Genomic DNA, 14,566 nt, shown 5'->3' on the forward strand with positions numbered 1-14,566 from the left:
CGACGCGGTGCGATCAGGCCGTGTGCGGGGGATTGACGTCAGGGGAGGTCTTCTTGGCTCGCTGCGGGGTCATCCGGGCGGGATCAGGTGCGCCCGGTATGCCACGAGGGCCGAGCAGGGCCCGCTGAATATCATCTTCACTCAACCTGGGCTTCCCGTCATCGATCTGTCCGCTGCCGCCATGACAAGGTTCGGAAGGGCTGGACCATCGCATGATGCGCTCTCCTGAATGTGAAGTGTCTGGGTTATCACGCGCGAGCATTCCCCGGGTTCCAAGGAACATATCTGCGGGCGTGCGGTTTTACGTCTCATGAGTAGCCACGATCACGATTACGACTGGAACACCAACGAACCGACCGACTGGGCGATTGCGCTTGGCGGGACGGTGGCTGCGATCACGTTGGTTTGGATCGCGCTGCTGTAGGTTTGTTTCTTCTGTTTGGCGTATCGCATCTTTCGCGAGACGCAAGAGGTGGGGTTGCGCGCCTCATTTGAGGATCACCTTTAAGAAATCGGAGTGCGAATAAAGCCGCAGTGGAATGCTGCGGCCTTATTCGTTGAAAACTGACAATGAAGATATTTGCACGCTCGATTAATGTTGCGATCGCGCTAGCAGCCGGGATCGTGCCTCGACCAACCGCCGCCAGAGCCCGCAACAGCCGCTGAGTTGAGAGACGTCGACAGCAACAGCGTGATTGCAGGTGGTGTCACGATCGCGAATTTGCCGCACGCGGCAAGAAACTTCCGGCGATCTTCTATCCCGTCAACTTCGGGTTCATTTGAGTTGGCCATGTTGAATCTCCTTTCGAGATCCATTCCGGCCCCCCGGGTACATCCTCTCGATTTTCGACGAATGAAGTCGCCGAAGTCAAAGCAATGATTATTACAGGTGTTCCTTACCTCAATAGCATGATGCTCATAGGGATGATCCTCGACAAGTGAAGCCGTGCGGTGCGCCGTTGAGGTTCAGGTCACTTCGGTGCTGTGATGGCCGTCGGTGCCGCGTCCGAAGACACCATAGTTGCTGGACTTCGACCCATCGGCAGTGATGCCCGTGGCGGCGAGGCCCATGCGCAGAAGCTCTCGAACCGCTGCAGCCCGTGTGGGCATACGGTGCTTGAAACGGAAGTCGTCGATCACAGCCAGTTCGGCGGGCGACAACATGATCTGGAGGCGTTCCTCACGCGCGGAATTCATGGTGTTCCTCGAAATTCATCAAATTGAGTAATCAACCAACGTTACTCAGTTGAGTAAGTTCCATGAGGCTGACACGGAGGCTCAGTTTGAGTGATAAACTCATTTAAAATCAACGGCTTGTGTAAATTTGTGCTTCGGGTCTGGTCCGGACAGGCGTAAAGTGCCTGCATGACGGAAAAATCTGACGCTCCCAAACCAGAGAAGAAGCCCAAGCCGACCAAGCGTATTTCCACGGAAGAGGAAGCGCGGCGATGGGCGGAAAGCCCCGGCCTGAGACCTCCCAAGCGGGCGTGAGCCGGATTCGCCGAGCCCCAACATACTCGGCCTTCATGAAGTCGGACGTTCGAACGGACCGATGTTTGTTGCGTTCGCGCATCGGCAGGTCACTGCTCACATGTAAATCGTGTTACGATAGAAGATGCGAACGAAAAAATGGCCCCGATGATCGGGGCCATTTTGCTGAGTCTATTTTACTTAGTCGTAGTGGTGATGACCATGCTTGATCACGACGACCTTCCTGCCATGGCCGTGATGCCACCCGCGATCCATGTGGCTGTGATGCCAGCCGCGGTCCATGTGATGATGCCCGCGCTTGATAACGACCGTTTCCGCGGAAGCGAGCGACGGCAGCGCGAAAGCAAGAGTCGAAACGGTGGCGAGAGCCAAAGCGATTTTCTTCATGCATGATCCTCCTCTTTCAATGCAAAGAGAGAACACGCGGTAGTGAGCTACGTTCCCGAAACGTAGTCGGGAATTTTCTGAACAAGCGTTCAGATTGAAGCAGGCCGTATTGCTCTCGATTCGAAATGATCGACGACGCAATCAAAGCGGTGGCTTCTTCAGATGAAGGTAACCCGGATTGAACTGGCCGATCTGTGCGAGCTTGCGCCAGTTCTGCACGGTGAGCGTGCCATGGCGGAAGTCCATGGTGCTTGTGGTGCGAAGCGTGTTGAGCGTGCGATTGACGGTGGCAATCGACATGCCAAGCGTTTCGCCCAATTGTGTGAGATCGATCGGCAGGTGAAAAGTGTTGTCTTTGATCAGGCTTGAGGCCCGCGCACGGTAAAACAATTCGCTGAACAGATGCGCCATCCGCGCTTCCATTGTTCTGGCGCTGTTGTTGGTGATCGCCTCACGAAAGATCGCGGCATCGATCAAGGTTTCTCGCCAGATCGCGAATGCGACAGGCGGCCTGCGATCGAACGCCCTGATAATTTCTTTGTGCGGAATGGAGGCGATGACGGCGAGCCCGATCGCACACACCGCATGGTCCATTTCGTCGATGAATAGCGCCTGGGCGTCAGGAAGGTCGCCGGCCATGTGAAAGGAAAGATATTGCCGCTGCCCGTTGTCGAGCATGTGATAGCGCGCCACCATACCGGAGACCACCAACGCCGAGACTTTTGGCACATCGCCCTGACGGATGAAGTCCTCGCCGGGCTGAAGGTGGCGGATCTGATAGCTGAACGCGTTGATTTCCGCGACGTCGGCGGTGGTAAGGCGCGAGTGTTCTTTCAGCTTGCGCAGCAGGATCTGGGGAGGGAGTTGCATGGCTCGTCACTCCGGTGGCGATCACGACGCCATTGTATCAAATGATACGGCGGTGAGATCTTATCGAAAGTAACTTCGCAGACGCTGGCAAGTTCAATCGCGGATGACCGCGCCGCCGGCCATTCGAGGTTTTCTTGCCTTACACCGCGTTGCTGTCGTTCATCCGCCGCCGCCTGTTTGCGTCCGCCCCGGCGGAGGGTCTCCCTGCGACTGTCTCGGAAGACGTGGCGGCATCGCCGATGTCGGATCGGGAACTGTCCCGTACGATCAAGGAGCTTCGCGATTCCCCAGTCGCCGGCGGCGCGTTCCGTCGCGGCAAGGCGTCGGGTCGAAGAGAGCCGAAATGATCACGGGTGTGGTGGTTCGGAAGTTCGCGACGAGGTATGCCGCACGATGAGGCGAACTTCGGATTGGGGACGTTAGAACCCGGTTTGAATTTCGCGCGCCTTGCGCTCGCGCTTCAACATGCGTTCATCGGGGAAGGGAAAGCCGAAGCGCTTTGCCTGCGCCTTTACGGACACGATACTACGGCGGAAGATCACGGCCGCGCGGGCGGCGGAGACGCCCGTCTCCACGAGATGCTTCAGGCGTTCGATATCGGCCGTTGTCCATGTCCGGTTGGTGATGTGGGTCATGCACGTTTGCCTTCCGGTCCGCGGAGACCCGGTGAATTAAGCCAGCCTTCAAGCCGCGCGGCCGCCTCGAGCTCATTCGCCCGTTCGAGAAGCTCGTCTCTCACGTGTCCTTGAGGGGCTTTGCGTGCCTGATCCCGGCACTGCTCCGCCAGTTTTCGCCATTTGGCCTGGGTTGCCTGGGTCTCGCTCATGAGCCACTCCTGTACGCCAAACGAAATCGTGAACGCGACGCAATTCGGAGTGATTCCACTCGTCATGTTCCACCTTGGAGAGGAGGTGGCAGCGTGTCTGTCCGATTGCCGACGCAGGCGCGATTAATTTTTCGCGACGCTGAGAAGCTTGCCTTCCAGCTCCTTGACCGTGCCGTAACACTCGCAGGTGGATTCTTTCATGCCTTCGAGGTTCACGATGCGGATATTGCCGCGGCTGTACTCGATCAGGCCCGCGGCCTGCAGCCGATGTGCGGTTACGCTCAGGGTGCTGCGCTGCACACCGAGCATCTGGGCCAGGAATTCCTGGGTCAGCGACAGCTTTTCGCTCCCGGCGAGGTCCCGGCACCGCAACAGCCATCGGCAAAGCCGCGCTTCGAGTGGATGCTTGGCAATACAGGCGATCGACTGCTGGGCTTGCAGAAACAGGATCTGGTCGTGCCGGTAAATCGCCTGGCGAAAGCCCGGACTTGCAGCGGCGATTTTCCGGGTAACACCGATGTCGAGAGCAAAGCCGGCACCGGACATCTGCACGACGGCGGTGTTCATCGCCATCGTATCGTTCAGCACAGCTGACGCGCCCACAATGCCATCATTGCCGACCATGCCGGCCTCGACGCCGTCGCCGCTGCTTAAATGGACGACGAAGGACATGATGCCCGACGTCGGGATGGTCAGTGCGCGGATCGGCCGCTCAGGGCCGTACAGCACATGCATCAGCGGCAGTTTGACCGCGGTCAACTCCGGCTGAATGGCGGCGAAATCCTGGTCGCTCAGGGCGCGCAGGAAGGCGTTGTTGGGCCGCTCGGTGGACATGCGGTTGTCCCTCCGGAAGAAGCGGAGGACTTATGCTGCGACATAAGCCCAGCCGACGATGGAATTGTGCGCCGAATGTGTGCGCGAAAGCGAGTCCTATGTATGCAGTGGTCACGCGCCTGTGACGCCGTAACATAGATCAGTCAATGGGACTGACGGATCGACTGCCCGCTGCGCCGATGTGAAGGCGGCGACGAGGCGGCATTACGGCAGTCGTCATCCAGAACAAACAGCGGGACAGCAGCTGAGAAGACTCGCTGTCTCGCCACGTCGCCAGGCGGTGATCGCCGCGAACGCCATCAACCTCGTCACACCTATCCCCTGAAAGAGATTCTCGATCTGCGCTGTCTTCGCGGCGCGCTGCACGTGCGTGCGCATTGAACGTCGCGCCGATCCAGAATCCGCGCCGGACGGTATCCGGCATTTTATAAGAGAGAGAAGACTTAATGACAGTCTCGACCTTCGTTCCCACTGCCGCTGGCAATCAGTCGGTCAATTCCTACACCGGTGCCATCGACGGAGACTTCTCCGTCCTGACGCGCCTCGGTGTCGCCTTCGCGCCGCATGCGCAGGCGATCCCGACCATGACCGTCGCGCTCGATGCCGGGCATATCTTCAACGGAACGGATCTGACGGAAGTCCCGCCGCAAACTACGACGGCGATCACCGCGCCTGTCACCGATCCGCGCATTGATCGCGTGGTGATCGATCGGCTCACCGGCGTCGTGTCGGTGGTCACGGGTTCGGAAAGCGCAGCGCCGGTGGCGCCAGCGTTTCCCGCCGGCACGGTGCCGGTGGCGCGCGTGCTGTTGCAGCCGGGGATGACGGTCATCACCAATGACGCGATCACCGATGAGCGCAGTCTCTACAGCCTTGGTTCGTCCGGCTCGACGGGGGGCGGTGGTCTGCTCAACGTGCAGGTGTTCTCGACGCCAGGTACGTACACCTACACACCGACGCCGGGTACGAACAAAATCATCGTGGAAGTGCAGGGTGCTGGGGGTAATGGTGGCAATGCCTCGTCGCAGACAAACAGGCCGGGGTGTGGCTGCGGGGGAGCGTCCGGAGCTTATGCAAAATCATTTCTGACCAGCGGTTTTCCGAGCGTCGCAGTTGTCGTCGGTGTGCCTGGTTTTGGTGGATCTTCCAGCTTTGGAAGCATCACCGCACCGGGAGGCTTTGGTGGTAACAGCGGCAATGAGACAAATCCGCCGACGTTGCCTCTCCTAAACTATTGTTCGCTTCCGCCGATAACGCCCGTTGCCACCGGTGGAAATATTGTGAATGCAAGTTGCGGCGTAGGGAGGCCCGGGTTTGTCCTTGGCCTAATGGAGAATACTGCGGCCGCTATGTGCCAGATTCAAGGAGGCGTGGGGGCCGCTTCGAAGTTTGGTCCGGGTGGGGATGCTGGCATCGTCGCAACCGGCCATCGCAATGGCCGGGACGCCGGGGCACCCGGCGCCGGGGGTGGCGGAGCAATCGCTCTTGCGTCCGAGCCCGGGACGTACCTCGGCGGCAAAGGAGCCAACGGCATCGTCATGGTCTACGAATATGCCTGATCGTCGCGCAGTCGTTTAAGCAAACGGCACCTCTCTACACATGCAGGCCGCGTCCGGATCATTCCGGGCGCTTTTTTTTGCTTTTCAGATTCCATTTCGAAGAACGGAGACAGTCGGCGCTCGGCTCCCGTCAGGGAGCGGTCGTGTCAGAAATCATCATCGTTCCATTGCGTGGAATATTTTGTGAATCTTGTGTGACAAATGAGGTGCTGTACACCGCGCCGCTTTGGTTATTCCGGGCGCGAGTAAAAATATTTTTGCGCTTATTGAGACGCACCCTCATTTTATTTAGCACCCGATTAATAGCTCGCGGTCATTTTCCGAGCTGTCATGCACAGGCATGATTTGGAAATTGGAATGAACATGATGCGCGTCACGTTGAAGACGTCCCTGATCGCAGTGCTCTCTTTGCTTGTCGTCATGATCGCGGGTGAGGGGTGGTACGGCATCACCCAGGTCGACAAGATCAATTCCTCTGCCCAGGACATCGACACCAACTGGATGCCGTCGATCAAGGCGCTCGGCGATTTGAAATACCTCGCCACGCGCATCCGCCTCGATGCAACGCATGTCGCGACCACGGAAGGCGAAAGCCGTCGCACGCGGGTCAAGACGCTGAACGAGCACATGGAAGCGATGGAACTTGCCGGCAAGCAATACGAGAAGCTCATCGCGAACGCCGATGAGCGAAAATACTGGACCGCTTTCAGCGAGAAATGGCAGGGCTATCTGAAACTGCAGCAGGAGGCGCTGTCGCAGGATCGCGACCAGCTGGGCAGCCTATTCAGCCCCAAAAACGGCACGACCTATCTCGATTCCCTGAAGCCGCTCGACGAGGACATTGCCTTCAACAACATCGCGGCGAAGCAGGCGACCAGCGGCGCCCAAGGCATCTTTGATAGTGCCCAGCGCTCCATGATCGGTCTGGCGGTGGTAGCGATCCTGATCGGTCTCTCGGCCATCGCCTTTGTGGTATTGTGGCTGGCCGCGCCGCTGCAGAAGCTCAACGACGCCTTGCAGGCGATGGCTGACGGCGATGTTCATTCGGAAGTCCCCGGCGCCTCCCGTAGCGATGAGATCGGCGATATCGCCAAGACCGTCACCATCATTCGCCGGAACGCCGAGAACGAAGCGCTCGCGAAAGCGGACGAGGCCGCCCGCGAAACCCTGGCCCGCGCGGCGCAGCGCAAGGCCGACATGAACGCGCTGGCGGATCGGTTTGAGGCCGCGGTAGGCCAGATCATCGATCGCGTCTCCTCGTCCTCGACCGAGCTGGAGGCCGCCGCGGGATCGCTGACCGAGATCGCCGGCACCACGCAGGGCCTTGCGGTGAATGTCGCCTCGGCCTCGTCGCAGGCGTCGAGCAATGTCCAGTCGGTGGCATCCGCCACCGAAGAGATGGCCTCGTCGGTGAGGGAGATCGGCCGTCAGGTGGAAATGTCGACGCGCATCTCGGCGGACGCGGTTCAGCAGGCGCAGGTCACCGATCAGCGCATTGCGGATCTCACGAAGGCGGCGGCGCGCATCGGCGACGTCAGCGAGTTCATCAAGACCATCGCAGGCCAGACCAACCTGCTGGCGCTCAACGCCACCATCGAAGCGGCGCGTGCGGGCGACGCGGGCCGGGGCTTCGCGGTGGTCGCGGCCGAAGTAAAAGAGTTGGCGGCGCAGACTGCCAAGGCGACCCAGGAAATCGCCGAGCAGATTGCCGGCATTCAATCGGCGACGAACGATTCAGCCAGCGCCATTCAGGATGTCGGCACCACCATTTCCAATATCTCGCGCATCGCCACCACCATCGCCGCGGCGGTGGAAGAGCAGGGCATGGTGACGCAGGAGATCGCGCGGAACGTGCAGCAGGCGGCTGCCGGCACCAACGATGTCGCCTCCAACATCAATCGCGTCAACGAAGGCGCGGCATCCACCGGCTCGTCTTCGGTTCAGGTGCTCTCATCAGCCAAGGCGCTGGCAGATGAGAGCAATCGCCTGAAGCTCGAGGTGCGGGAGTTCCTGCACACCGTGCGCGCGGCATGAGGAACAAGATGCTTCTAAAAAGAGGCCCGGCGCGAAGCCGGGCTCAAGTTCGCTGGAGAGTCGGATATTTGCTTCCAATTCAGCGGGCAGAGTTGGCGGCCCGGTTAAATGGCCGCCGTCATTTTCGTGGCGACATATCCTGAGCGAAGATGCGCAGATAAATCGCGCGCCGCGCGGTCTCGCGGTTGTCGCATGACGCCATCATAGGATTGGCCATCGAGCCCTGAAAGTAATCGTAGTAGAACGCGCAGCTCAGATCGCGGGTCTGGATCCATGAGCGTTGCATGGCTCTCAGCTTTTGCTGTTGCTCCGGCTCGAGGCCATCCATCATTGTCTTGTAGGAGTCGTTCAGGATCTTGTCCCAGACCGCCTGTTCGCGGTTGAAGCATTCGATCTGCTGAGCCGGCGGGACGCCGTCCTCATCGTCGTTCATGCAGGGACTGGCGATCTTCCTGACACAAGCCTCATAGGCCTCTTGCGGCGCGATGCCCTTGTCGAAGGACTGAAGGCAGGCCGTGATCGTCTTGATGTCGCGTGGGTCCGGCCCTTCAGCGCGGGCAGCATGGGAAGCCAGCAGGCACAGGGCGGATAGGAGGCCAAAGGCGAGGCGGCGGATCATGGTCGATGGTCCCGAAAGAAGAGGCGTCCTCTTCATAGTCGCGACCGGAAGCTTGCGGGTTCGCTGGTCCAGCCGCTTATTCGCTGATGCCAGGTGCGACGTGTAGGCCGGGCATGAGGGAGGCCGAAGATCACCCCCGGGTCCGATAACCTCCACGGAACAGGAACGCTTGCCGCTTGCGACGCGTTGGAACTGGTACGTTCGATTAAGGGATGCCGCTTGGCCTGCGTCAACAGGACGGAGTTATGAAACGCGCCGGCGCGATAGCTTTTGCCTTGGGCGGGGTCATCATAAGCTCGCCGGCTGGCGCTATCCCGGCGTATCGGGCTGATGCGTCCGGCGTGTGCGCCGATCTGCTCCAAGTCCAGATGAGTGGCGAGAGAAGCGGTGTCCATTCAGGCATCCGCCCCGGCATGCAGACCGGCATTCGTCCGGGATATCAGCCGGGCTACGCCGGCACCGGCGCGATTCCCGGCGGTTACGGCTTCGGACCGAACAGCGCCATCGCCTCCGGCGTGGCGCGCGGCGTTCTCCCGCCCTCGAAGACCAACCCGATGGTGGCGGGGCAGCAGCCCGCGCCGGGCTATTGTTGGTATTACACCAATCGGTCGCGCACCCGCGGCTTCTGGGATGTGTGCCCGGATCGCGCGCCGCGCCGTAATTGATGCGCCGCAATCATCAGCCTGTCTTCCTTCGCGTGTAGATTGCGAAAGTCACGAATGCGAATCGACGCTGTTGTAAACAGGCGGCGGCTTGTCCACCTTTCAATGCGCTTGTCGGCACCGCCGGACTCACCGTAACCAAGGTCACCTCACGACGTTGCTGGACTTACGACATGGTTCTTCATTCTCCTGATCTCCCCAAGACTGGGTATGCGCTCGAGATCGACGGTCGCATCAAGACCGAATTCAGCACCAAGGAAGGCGCCGAACGCGGTGCACTCGAGCTGAAGCGCCGTTTTCCGACGCTGCAGATCCGCGTGTACGATGCCGCAACGCAATTGCGGCACGACGTTCACGCGTAAAGCTTTTCTCTGGTGGCTAGCAAAATATAAGCTCCAGTGTCCTTTCGAATTCGAAGTTTGCTACGCTGTGCGCTGCAGTATGGGGCGACTTCGGATTCCGGGCACGAGTTCCGCTGACTACTCAGCGTTGCGCTGCCGCAAAATTCGTGGCGGCGCAATTTGAGAACGCTTGGGTTGGCCGTCACATCGCCATTGTTAACAGCGCTAATGCCTCCGCTGCTGCGCGCCTGCATGTGAGCAGCACAAAGCTGTGCTTGCAGCGTGTGCCGAGGAACGCTTAGACTTGGTCAACGTTGAAGAGCATCAAGCGGGGGTGCCTTCGGATGAAGCGACTGGCTCGGTGGTTCAAAATTTTCTTTCGCAGGGGACAGCGCCCGGTCTCCGATGATGATTTGCCGTTTACGAACGAAGAGTTTGCGCGGCTGATCGCAAGCGGTAGATCCGAGGACATGAAGATCCTCGCGCGCGGCTTGTCTCGCCCTAACCGCTCATCGCGTATTGAACTGGAATCGTCCTGATCGCGGTGTAAACGTGCGATCGCTCACAGGCGAAAGCGCAACTGGCGCCCGTGCCATGCATGACGCCGCATGAACTCATCAATCGAGACGTTCAATTCGCCTTCTACTTCGCCTTGGGCGACATCGATCAAGCTTTGCAGCTCCCGCGCAAATTCCTCCGAGACGTCGCGCGACCAACCTTCCTCCGGATTGAATGCATAGACGGCCACCGGCTTGTGGTAGCGCGCTGCGACCATGTCGTTGAGCACGTCATCGAAATGGGAATGTCTCACGTCTATTTCGCGGAGGACGTCGCCGTCGGAGGCCTGATCCCGAACAATGTAGAAGGTCTCGGAGGGGACGATCGACGGTGTACTCATGACGCAACTCCATACTAAGCGGAGTCAAATGCTCCATCGTTCTTTCGTTCCCGGCTTGGATTGTCAGGTTCCCGACGTCTTGCGGTCGACGACGTCCTTCTCCGAGCCGAACACCGATCGCCCGTCGAGCACGGGTGAAGCCGCGCGTTCGGTGGCGACGAAGGCGTCGAACGAAGGTCCCCGCGCGGTGCGCTCCAATCGCCTGGCCTGATCGTCGAGGCGCTTCAAGGCGTGCATTTCTTCGTCGCGCCCGAGCTTGGCGTTCTGGACAGCCGACTTCATGACGCGGATGGTCTCGTCATAGACCTTGAGCGGGACCGGGTAGGGATGCCGGTCCTTGCCGCCATGGGCCAGGGAAAACCGTGCGGGATCAGCAAAGCGATAGGGCGCGCCGTGCACCACCTCGGCGACCATCGCGAGCGAGCGCACGGTTCGTGCCCCGACGCCCGGTGTCAACAGCAGATCGGGAAAGTCCACGGGTCCGCGCTCGGCCGCGGCGGCAAGCGTTCCATGCAGGCGGCGGACGAAGACATCCTTCGAGCGGACCTCGTGATGTGCCGGCATGATGAGATGGGGGAGCAAGGCCTGCCTCGGCAGCCCGTCATTCAGCGCCTCGTATTCCGCCAGAATGCGATCCGGACCCAAGTCGCCAAGGAGTTCGAGTTGCGCGGCGCGGGAAGTCTCCGCGCGATGATCGGTGAGATTGACGATCTCGCCCTGCGCCGGGCCATCGATGGCGCTGTGCGGCTCGTCGACAAAACTCTTCAGATTTTCCGAGTGCCAGTGGTAGCGGCGCGCCTGCCGCTTATCTTCGTTCATGCCCTGCTGCACCACTGTCCACTTGCCGTCGTCGGTGACGAAGAAACCATGCAGATAAAGATCGAAGCCGTCCTGCACCGCCGCGCTGTCGACTTTTGCCACCAACCGGCTGGCACGGGTGAGTTTGGCTCCGTCAAAGCCGATGCGATCACCCAGTGCCTGAAGTTCGTCGGGCGTCTTTCGCGAGTGCCGGCCGCGGCCGCCGCAGACATGGATGCCGAGCTCACCTTGCAGGGGAGCGAGACCGCGTTTTAACGCACCGATCACACTCGTCGTAATCCCGGACGAATGCCAGTCCATCCCCATCACGGCGCCGAACGACTGAAACCAGAATGGGTGCGACAGACGCCGCAGGAATTCATCGCGGCCGTAGTGATGCACGATCGCCTGCGTGATGATCGCGCCGAGGGAGGCCATGCGCGTACCGAGCCATGGCGGAACGCGCCCGCCATGGAGGGGAAGATCGGCGCTGCCTGTGCGTCTGGCCATCTATACGTCTGGTTCCGAAGATGAATCGGCTGGATTATAGCAGAGTAGCTGGCCCTATGGCCTCTTAGCCATGGTGCGAAACATGATCGAATAGCGCGGGGCTTCGACGCCGGGAATGCTGTGCTCCCACACCTGTCGCGACTCGCCCGACATCATGTAAAGCGAACGCGGCGCTGCATCGAGTGTGAAGCGCTGCCACTTGCTGCCGTTCGGCTTGCGGAAGCGAAATTTGCAAGGCGAGCGCAGCGACAGCCCAAAGATCCGATCGAATTGCGGTTTGTCGCGATGCCAGCCGATGCCGACGCCGGTGCCGTATTCTATACACCCCACCTGCGCGATCCGCGTGCCTTCGCCACCGTGTGCTTCAACCTGCGCGACGATCGGAAGGAGCCATGGCGGGATCTGCTCGGCGTCCTCCAGCCGCTGTTTCGTGTAATCGTAGTTGAAGCCGAATGAAACTACTCGGCGCTTACCCTCGTAGATGCCGAACTGAAACGGCCGCAGCGGCAGTGCCGCGACCTGCGCGATCAGCTCCTGTTCGGTGGCTGATGAAATGAAGTCTTCCATGTAGTGCAGGCCTTCGGGCATATGCGACGGCGACGCTGCGAAGAGGGCGAGCTGGTCGGACAAGTTAGATCCCTAAATCCCGATGCGGGCGTGCGGCGCTGCGCGTCACGCGAAAATCACGCGTGCGCTTCGCACGTCGATACGTTCAGTTCGTTGATGGCTGCTTTTCGACTGATGCCGACGACTCGCCGTCAAGCCAGTCCTGCTCTTCGGCAAGGGCCAGCCAAGCTTCCGCCATGCGCAGGTAGCGCTTGCGTTGCGGCTCATCGAGCGCGTCGTCGGCGAGCCTGCGGCAGTTGTCGGAATTTTCGCGGTAAGTGTCGGATTGTTTCATGCATATAAGCTGGGGAGCGCATGCAGCATTGCAAGAGCCCTCGGAACCCCATCGAGCCTTGCATGTTAGTCCCACATCAAAACGATGGAGGATCGTGATGGGTTTAGGTCGAGGTGCACTGCTGTGGATTCTTGGTATTCCGCTTCCAATCATCATTCTGTTGGCATTGTTCTGGCACTAAGCGGAATGCTTTGATGGGACGATAGGCTGCAGGCAGAAGGGCTCCGCAAGGAGCCTTTCTTTTTTGTAATTGTTGGGTGAGGAACGAAGCCATTGCAGGTGCGTTAGAGGCGCATGAAGTGCCCCGCCTGTAATCTCGCGATGCGACAGATCGAGCCGCGTACTTTCGTTTGCGAACCGTGCAAAGAGTTCGTCAGGCTCTTTGATCTGAAACCAGCCCGCGCAAAGTTTGGGGAAGAGGCACCGCAGGAGCCGGAAGTCCAGCCGGAGTCCGGCTGAGTTCTCATCAACGCTTGCTTCGCTTCGGCTGAGCTTTGTCGGTAGCGCTGGCGGCGCGGCTGGCTGACGAGTTTGCCTTCTTCGCGGCGCTTGATGTCTTTTCACTCGCAATAAGAGCGGCCGGGGGCTCTTCCGGCTGCATTTCAGGCACCACGACCTTCACGCCGCTGGGGCGCCAGTTGCGATGCTCCTGCTTCCAGCGGTCGATCCCCATCAGCTTGCCTTCCTGCCGCGCGCCGTGGAGCGCTGCGGTTTCTCCGCCTGCTTCTCGGCTGTCTTCTTGCGCTCGCCGCCCTTGCCTGCGATGGGTAGCAGCATCTCGCGCTGACCTTCCACGCGCTTCTTGGCCCGCTTTGGCTTGGCAGCGGAAGTATCGGATTTTGCGGGAGCAGGGCTTTTGCCGCCCGCGAGACTTTTGCGCAAGGCGTCCATCAAGTCGACCACATTGCCTGCGGTGCGCGACTTCGCCGGCGCCTCGATCCGCTGGCCGTTCTTCTTCTTGTTAATCAGTTCGATCAGCGCCGTCTCATAATGGTCCTCGAATTTTTCCGGCTCGAACTCGCCGGATTTTCCTTCGACAATATGTTGCGCGAGATCGAGCATGTCCTTGGTGATCTTCACGTCCTGGATATCGTCGAAATATTCCTTTTCGTCGCGCACCTCGTAAGGGTAGCGCAACAGGTTGCCCATCAGGCCCTTGCCGAGCGGCTCAAGCGCGACGATGTGCTCGCGATTGGTCAGCACCACGCGGCCGAGCGCCACCATATCCATCTTGCGGATGGTCTCGCGGATCACGCCGAACGCGTCGTGGCCGATCTTGCCGTCGGGCACCAGATAATAGGGGCGGATCAAATAGCGCGTGTCGATGTCGGACTTGGGCACGAACTCGTCGATGTCGATGGTGCGGGTGGATTCCAGCGCGATGTTGTCGAGTTCTTCCTTCGTCACTTGGACGTAAGTATCGGTATCGACCTTGTAGCCCTTGATGATGTCGTCACTGCCGATCTCGTCGCCGGTCTCCGCGTCCACCTTCATGTATTTGACGCGATGGCCGGTGTTCTTGTTGATCTGGTTGAAGCTGATCTTCTCAGAGTCCGAGGTGGCCGGATAAAGCGCCACAGGGCAGGTCACCAGGGATAGACGCAGAAAACCCTTCCAATTGGCTCGCGGGGCCATCGGTTACTCCTACGCTGCACAACCGATGTTAAGTCTGCCGGACTGTGCGGGTTCCATCCTGAATCTGATTTCACTGTTTGTTCTGTGTCACGCTGTTCACAGTGATCGGCAGGACTTTTCAGCAAGCGTTGGAAAACTATCGGAAAGTCTTCGACAGGGGTGGCTCCAGGGCCTAGCGAAGGTGATGGGTTCCGCGAGCCG

At 59.8% G+C, this 14,566-nt stretch carries 20 protein-coding genes; 5 read left to right on the plus strand and 15 right to left on the minus strand.

Going from position 1 to position 14,566, the window contains the following annotated elements; all coding sequences use genetic code 11:
• Window positions 1–13: 13 nt before the first annotated feature.
• From ACP0KA_RS21515 to ACP0KA_RS21535, 5 genes are all read right to left on the minus strand, one after another.
• A complete protein-coding gene (locus tag ACP0KA_RS21515) occupies window positions 14–214 on the minus strand; it encodes a hypothetical protein (protein ID WP_424630751.1) in 201 nt (66 codons plus the stop codon).
• A 395-nt stretch (window positions 215–609) separates the two neighbouring features.
• Window positions 610–792, minus strand: coding sequence for a hypothetical protein (locus tag ACP0KA_RS21520; protein ID WP_424631719.1), 183 nt, complete (start codon window positions 790–792; stop codon window positions 610–612).
• A 174-nt stretch (window positions 793–966) separates the two neighbouring features.
• A complete protein-coding gene (locus ACP0KA_RS21525) occupies window positions 967–1,197 on the minus strand; it encodes a hypothetical protein (RefSeq protein ID WP_424630752.1) in 231 nt (76 codons plus the stop codon).
• 474 nt (window positions 1,198–1,671) lie between these two features.
• The gene (locus ACP0KA_RS21530) at window positions 1,672–1,878 is read right to left on the minus strand and encodes a hypothetical protein (protein ID WP_424630753.1); all 207 of its coding nucleotides are present in this window, start codon (window positions 1,876–1,878) and stop codon (window positions 1,672–1,674) included.
• A gap of 141 nt (window positions 1,879–2,019) precedes the next feature.
• Window positions 2,020–2,748, minus strand: coding sequence for a Crp/Fnr family transcriptional regulator (locus ACP0KA_RS21535; protein WP_424630754.1), 729 nt, complete (start codon window positions 2,746–2,748; stop codon window positions 2,020–2,022).
• A 134-nt stretch (window positions 2,749–2,882) separates the two neighbouring features.
• Here ACP0KA_RS21535 and ACP0KA_RS21540 point away from each other — a divergent pair, with 134 nt between their 5' ends.
• Complete coding sequence (locus tag ACP0KA_RS21540; RefSeq protein ID WP_424630755.1) at window positions 2,883–3,095, plus strand: hypothetical protein; 213 nt, start codon at window positions 2,883–2,885, stop codon at window positions 3,093–3,095.
• A 72-nt stretch (window positions 3,096–3,167) separates the two neighbouring features.
• Here ACP0KA_RS21540 and ACP0KA_RS21545 read toward each other — a convergent pair whose 3' ends face one another.
• The 3 genes from ACP0KA_RS21545 to ACP0KA_RS21555 form a co-directional block, all read right to left on the minus strand.
• Window positions 3,168–3,383, minus strand: a complete 216-nt coding sequence (locus tag ACP0KA_RS21545) for a hypothetical protein (protein WP_424630756.1) — start codon at window positions 3,381–3,383, stop codon at window positions 3,168–3,170.
• Entirely contained in the window at window positions 3,380–3,574 is a 195-nt protein-coding gene (locus ACP0KA_RS21550) for a hypothetical protein (protein WP_424630757.1), read from the minus strand. Before ACP0KA_RS21550 ends, ACP0KA_RS21545 begins: the two co-directional genes overlap by 4 nt.
• Before the next feature lie 123 nt (window positions 3,575–3,697).
• Window positions 3,698–4,408 (minus strand): Crp/Fnr family transcriptional regulator, encoded by a 711-nt coding sequence (locus tag ACP0KA_RS21555; protein WP_424630758.1) that lies wholly within the window; start codon window positions 4,406–4,408, stop codon window positions 3,698–3,700.
• 446 nt (window positions 4,409–4,854) lie between these two features.
• Here ACP0KA_RS21555 and ACP0KA_RS21560 point away from each other — a divergent pair, with 446 nt between their 5' ends.
• Together ACP0KA_RS21560 and ACP0KA_RS21565 are read left to right on the plus strand one after the other, a co-directional pair.
• Window positions 4,855–5,967, plus strand: a complete 1,113-nt coding sequence (locus ACP0KA_RS21560) for a hypothetical protein (protein WP_424630759.1) — start codon at window positions 4,855–4,857, stop codon at window positions 5,965–5,967.
• A gap of 357 nt (window positions 5,968–6,324) precedes the next feature.
• The gene (locus tag ACP0KA_RS21565; protein WP_424630760.1) at window positions 6,325–8,001 is read left to right on the plus strand and encodes a methyl-accepting chemotaxis protein; all 1,677 of its coding nucleotides are present in this window, start codon (window positions 6,325–6,327) and stop codon (window positions 7,999–8,001) included.
• A 118-nt stretch (window positions 8,002–8,119) separates the two neighbouring features.
• Here ACP0KA_RS21565 and ACP0KA_RS21570 read toward each other — a convergent pair whose 3' ends face one another.
• Complete coding sequence (locus tag ACP0KA_RS21570; protein ID WP_424630761.1) at window positions 8,120–8,620, minus strand: lysozyme inhibitor LprI family protein; 501 nt, start codon at window positions 8,618–8,620, stop codon at window positions 8,120–8,122.
• Window positions 8,621–8,865: 245 nt separating this feature from the next.
• On the opposite strand from ACP0KA_RS21570, the gene ACP0KA_RS21575 reads away from it, so the two are divergent.
• Complete coding sequence (locus tag ACP0KA_RS21575) at window positions 8,866–9,285, plus strand: hypothetical protein (protein ID WP_424630762.1); 420 nt, start codon at window positions 8,866–8,868, stop codon at window positions 9,283–9,285.
• 170 nt (window positions 9,286–9,455) lie between these two features.
• Window positions 9,456–9,644, plus strand: coding sequence for a hypothetical protein (locus ACP0KA_RS21580; RefSeq protein WP_424630763.1), 189 nt, complete (start codon window positions 9,456–9,458; stop codon window positions 9,642–9,644).
• A 541-nt stretch (window positions 9,645–10,185) separates the two neighbouring features.
• On the opposite strand, the gene ACP0KA_RS21585 is transcribed toward ACP0KA_RS21580, so the two are convergent.
• The 6 genes from ACP0KA_RS21585 to ACP0KA_RS21610 all read right to left on the minus strand — a co-directional run bounded on the left by ACP0KA_RS21585 (window position 10,186) and on the right by ACP0KA_RS21610 (window position 14,365).
• Window positions 10,186–10,521 (minus strand): hypothetical protein, encoded by a 336-nt coding sequence (locus ACP0KA_RS21585; RefSeq protein ID WP_424630764.1) that lies wholly within the window; start codon window positions 10,519–10,521, stop codon window positions 10,186–10,188.
• A 63-nt stretch (window positions 10,522–10,584) separates the two neighbouring features.
• Window positions 10,585–11,829, minus strand: coding sequence for a DUF763 domain-containing protein (locus ACP0KA_RS21590; protein WP_424630765.1), 1,245 nt, complete (start codon window positions 11,827–11,829; stop codon window positions 10,585–10,587).
• Between the two features lie 54 nt (window positions 11,830–11,883).
• Window positions 11,884–12,459: an alpha-ketoglutarate-dependent dioxygenase AlkB gene (locus ACP0KA_RS21595; protein WP_424630766.1), complete on the minus strand. Its 576-nt coding sequence runs from the start codon at window positions 12,457–12,459 to the stop codon at window positions 11,884–11,886.
• Window positions 12,460–12,541: 82 nt separating this feature from the next.
• Window positions 12,542–12,730: a hypothetical protein gene (locus ACP0KA_RS21600; protein ID WP_424630767.1), complete on the minus strand. Its 189-nt coding sequence runs from the start codon at window positions 12,728–12,730 to the stop codon at window positions 12,542–12,544.
• Window positions 12,731–13,196: 466 nt separating this feature from the next.
• Window positions 13,197–13,403: a hypothetical protein gene (locus ACP0KA_RS21605; RefSeq protein WP_424630768.1), complete on the minus strand. Its 207-nt coding sequence runs from the start codon at window positions 13,401–13,403 to the stop codon at window positions 13,197–13,199.
• Window positions 13,403–14,365: a Ku protein gene (locus ACP0KA_RS21610; protein WP_424630769.1), complete on the minus strand. Its 963-nt coding sequence runs from the start codon at window positions 14,363–14,365 to the stop codon at window positions 13,403–13,405. The genes ACP0KA_RS21605 and ACP0KA_RS21610 overlap by 1 nt, the downstream gene beginning before the upstream one ends.
• Between the last annotated feature and the right edge of the window lie 201 nt (window positions 14,366–14,566).

The organism is Bradyrhizobium sp. SYSU BS000235 (assembly GCF_049747295.1).
Taxonomy (GTDB): Bacteria; Pseudomonadota; Alphaproteobacteria; order Rhizobiales; family Xanthobacteraceae; genus Afipia.

Coding starts and splice junctions, on each gene's coding strand:
- ACP0KA_RS21530 (WP_424630753.1), bottom strand. CDS start 1,878: ATGAAGAAAATCGCTTTGGCTCTCGCCACCGTTTCGACTCTTGCTTTC.
- ACP0KA_RS21575 (WP_424630762.1), top strand. CDS start 8,866: ATGAAACGCGCCGGCGCGATAGCTTTTGCCTTGGGCGGGGTCATCATA.
- ACP0KA_RS21590 (WP_424630765.1), bottom strand. CDS start 11,829: ATGGCCAGACGCACAGGCAGCGCCGATCTTCCCCTCCATGGCGGGCGC.
- ACP0KA_RS21610 (WP_424630769.1), bottom strand. CDS start 14,365: ATGGCCCCGCGAGCCAATTGGAAGGGTTTTCTGCGTCTATCCCTGGTG.
- ACP0KA_RS21565 (WP_424630760.1), top strand. CDS start 6,325: ATGAACATGATGCGCGTCACGTTGAAGACGTCCCTGATCGCAGTGCTC.
- ACP0KA_RS21605 (WP_424630768.1), bottom strand. CDS start 13,403: ATGGGGATCGACCGCTGGAAGCAGGAGCATCGCAACTGGCGCCCCAGC.
- ACP0KA_RS21545 (WP_424630756.1), bottom strand. CDS start 3,383: ATGACCCACATCACCAACCGGACATGGACAACGGCCGATATCGAACGC.
- ACP0KA_RS21585 (WP_424630764.1), bottom strand. CDS start 10,521: ATGAGTACACCGTCGATCGTCCCCTCCGAGACCTTCTACATTGTTCGG.
- ACP0KA_RS21520 (WP_424631719.1), bottom strand. CDS start 792: ATGGCCAACTCAAATGAACCCGAAGTTGACGGGATAGAAGATCGCCGG.
- ACP0KA_RS21600 (WP_424630767.1), bottom strand. CDS start 12,730: ATGAAACAATCCGACACTTACCGCGAAAATTCCGACAACTGCCGCAGG.
- ACP0KA_RS21580 (WP_424630763.1), top strand. CDS start 9,456: ATGGTTCTTCATTCTCCTGATCTCCCCAAGACTGGGTATGCGCTCGAG.
- ACP0KA_RS21535 (WP_424630754.1), bottom strand. CDS start 2,748: ATGCAACTCCCTCCCCAGATCCTGCTGCGCAAGCTGAAAGAACACTCG.
- ACP0KA_RS21555 (WP_424630758.1), bottom strand. CDS start 4,408: ATGTCCACCGAGCGGCCCAACAACGCCTTCCTGCGCGCCCTGAGCGAC.
- ACP0KA_RS21570 (WP_424630761.1), bottom strand. CDS start 8,620: ATGATCCGCCGCCTCGCCTTTGGCCTCCTATCCGCCCTGTGCCTGCTG.
- ACP0KA_RS21550 (WP_424630757.1), bottom strand. CDS start 3,574: ATGAGCGAGACCCAGGCAACCCAGGCCAAATGGCGAAAACTGGCGGAG.
- ACP0KA_RS21525 (WP_424630752.1), bottom strand. CDS start 1,197: ATGAATTCCGCGCGTGAGGAACGCCTCCAGATCATGTTGTCGCCCGCC.
- ACP0KA_RS21560 (WP_424630759.1), top strand. CDS start 4,855: ATGACAGTCTCGACCTTCGTTCCCACTGCCGCTGGCAATCAGTCGGTC.
- ACP0KA_RS21515 (WP_424630751.1), bottom strand. CDS start 214: ATGCGATGGTCCAGCCCTTCCGAACCTTGTCATGGCGGCAGCGGACAG.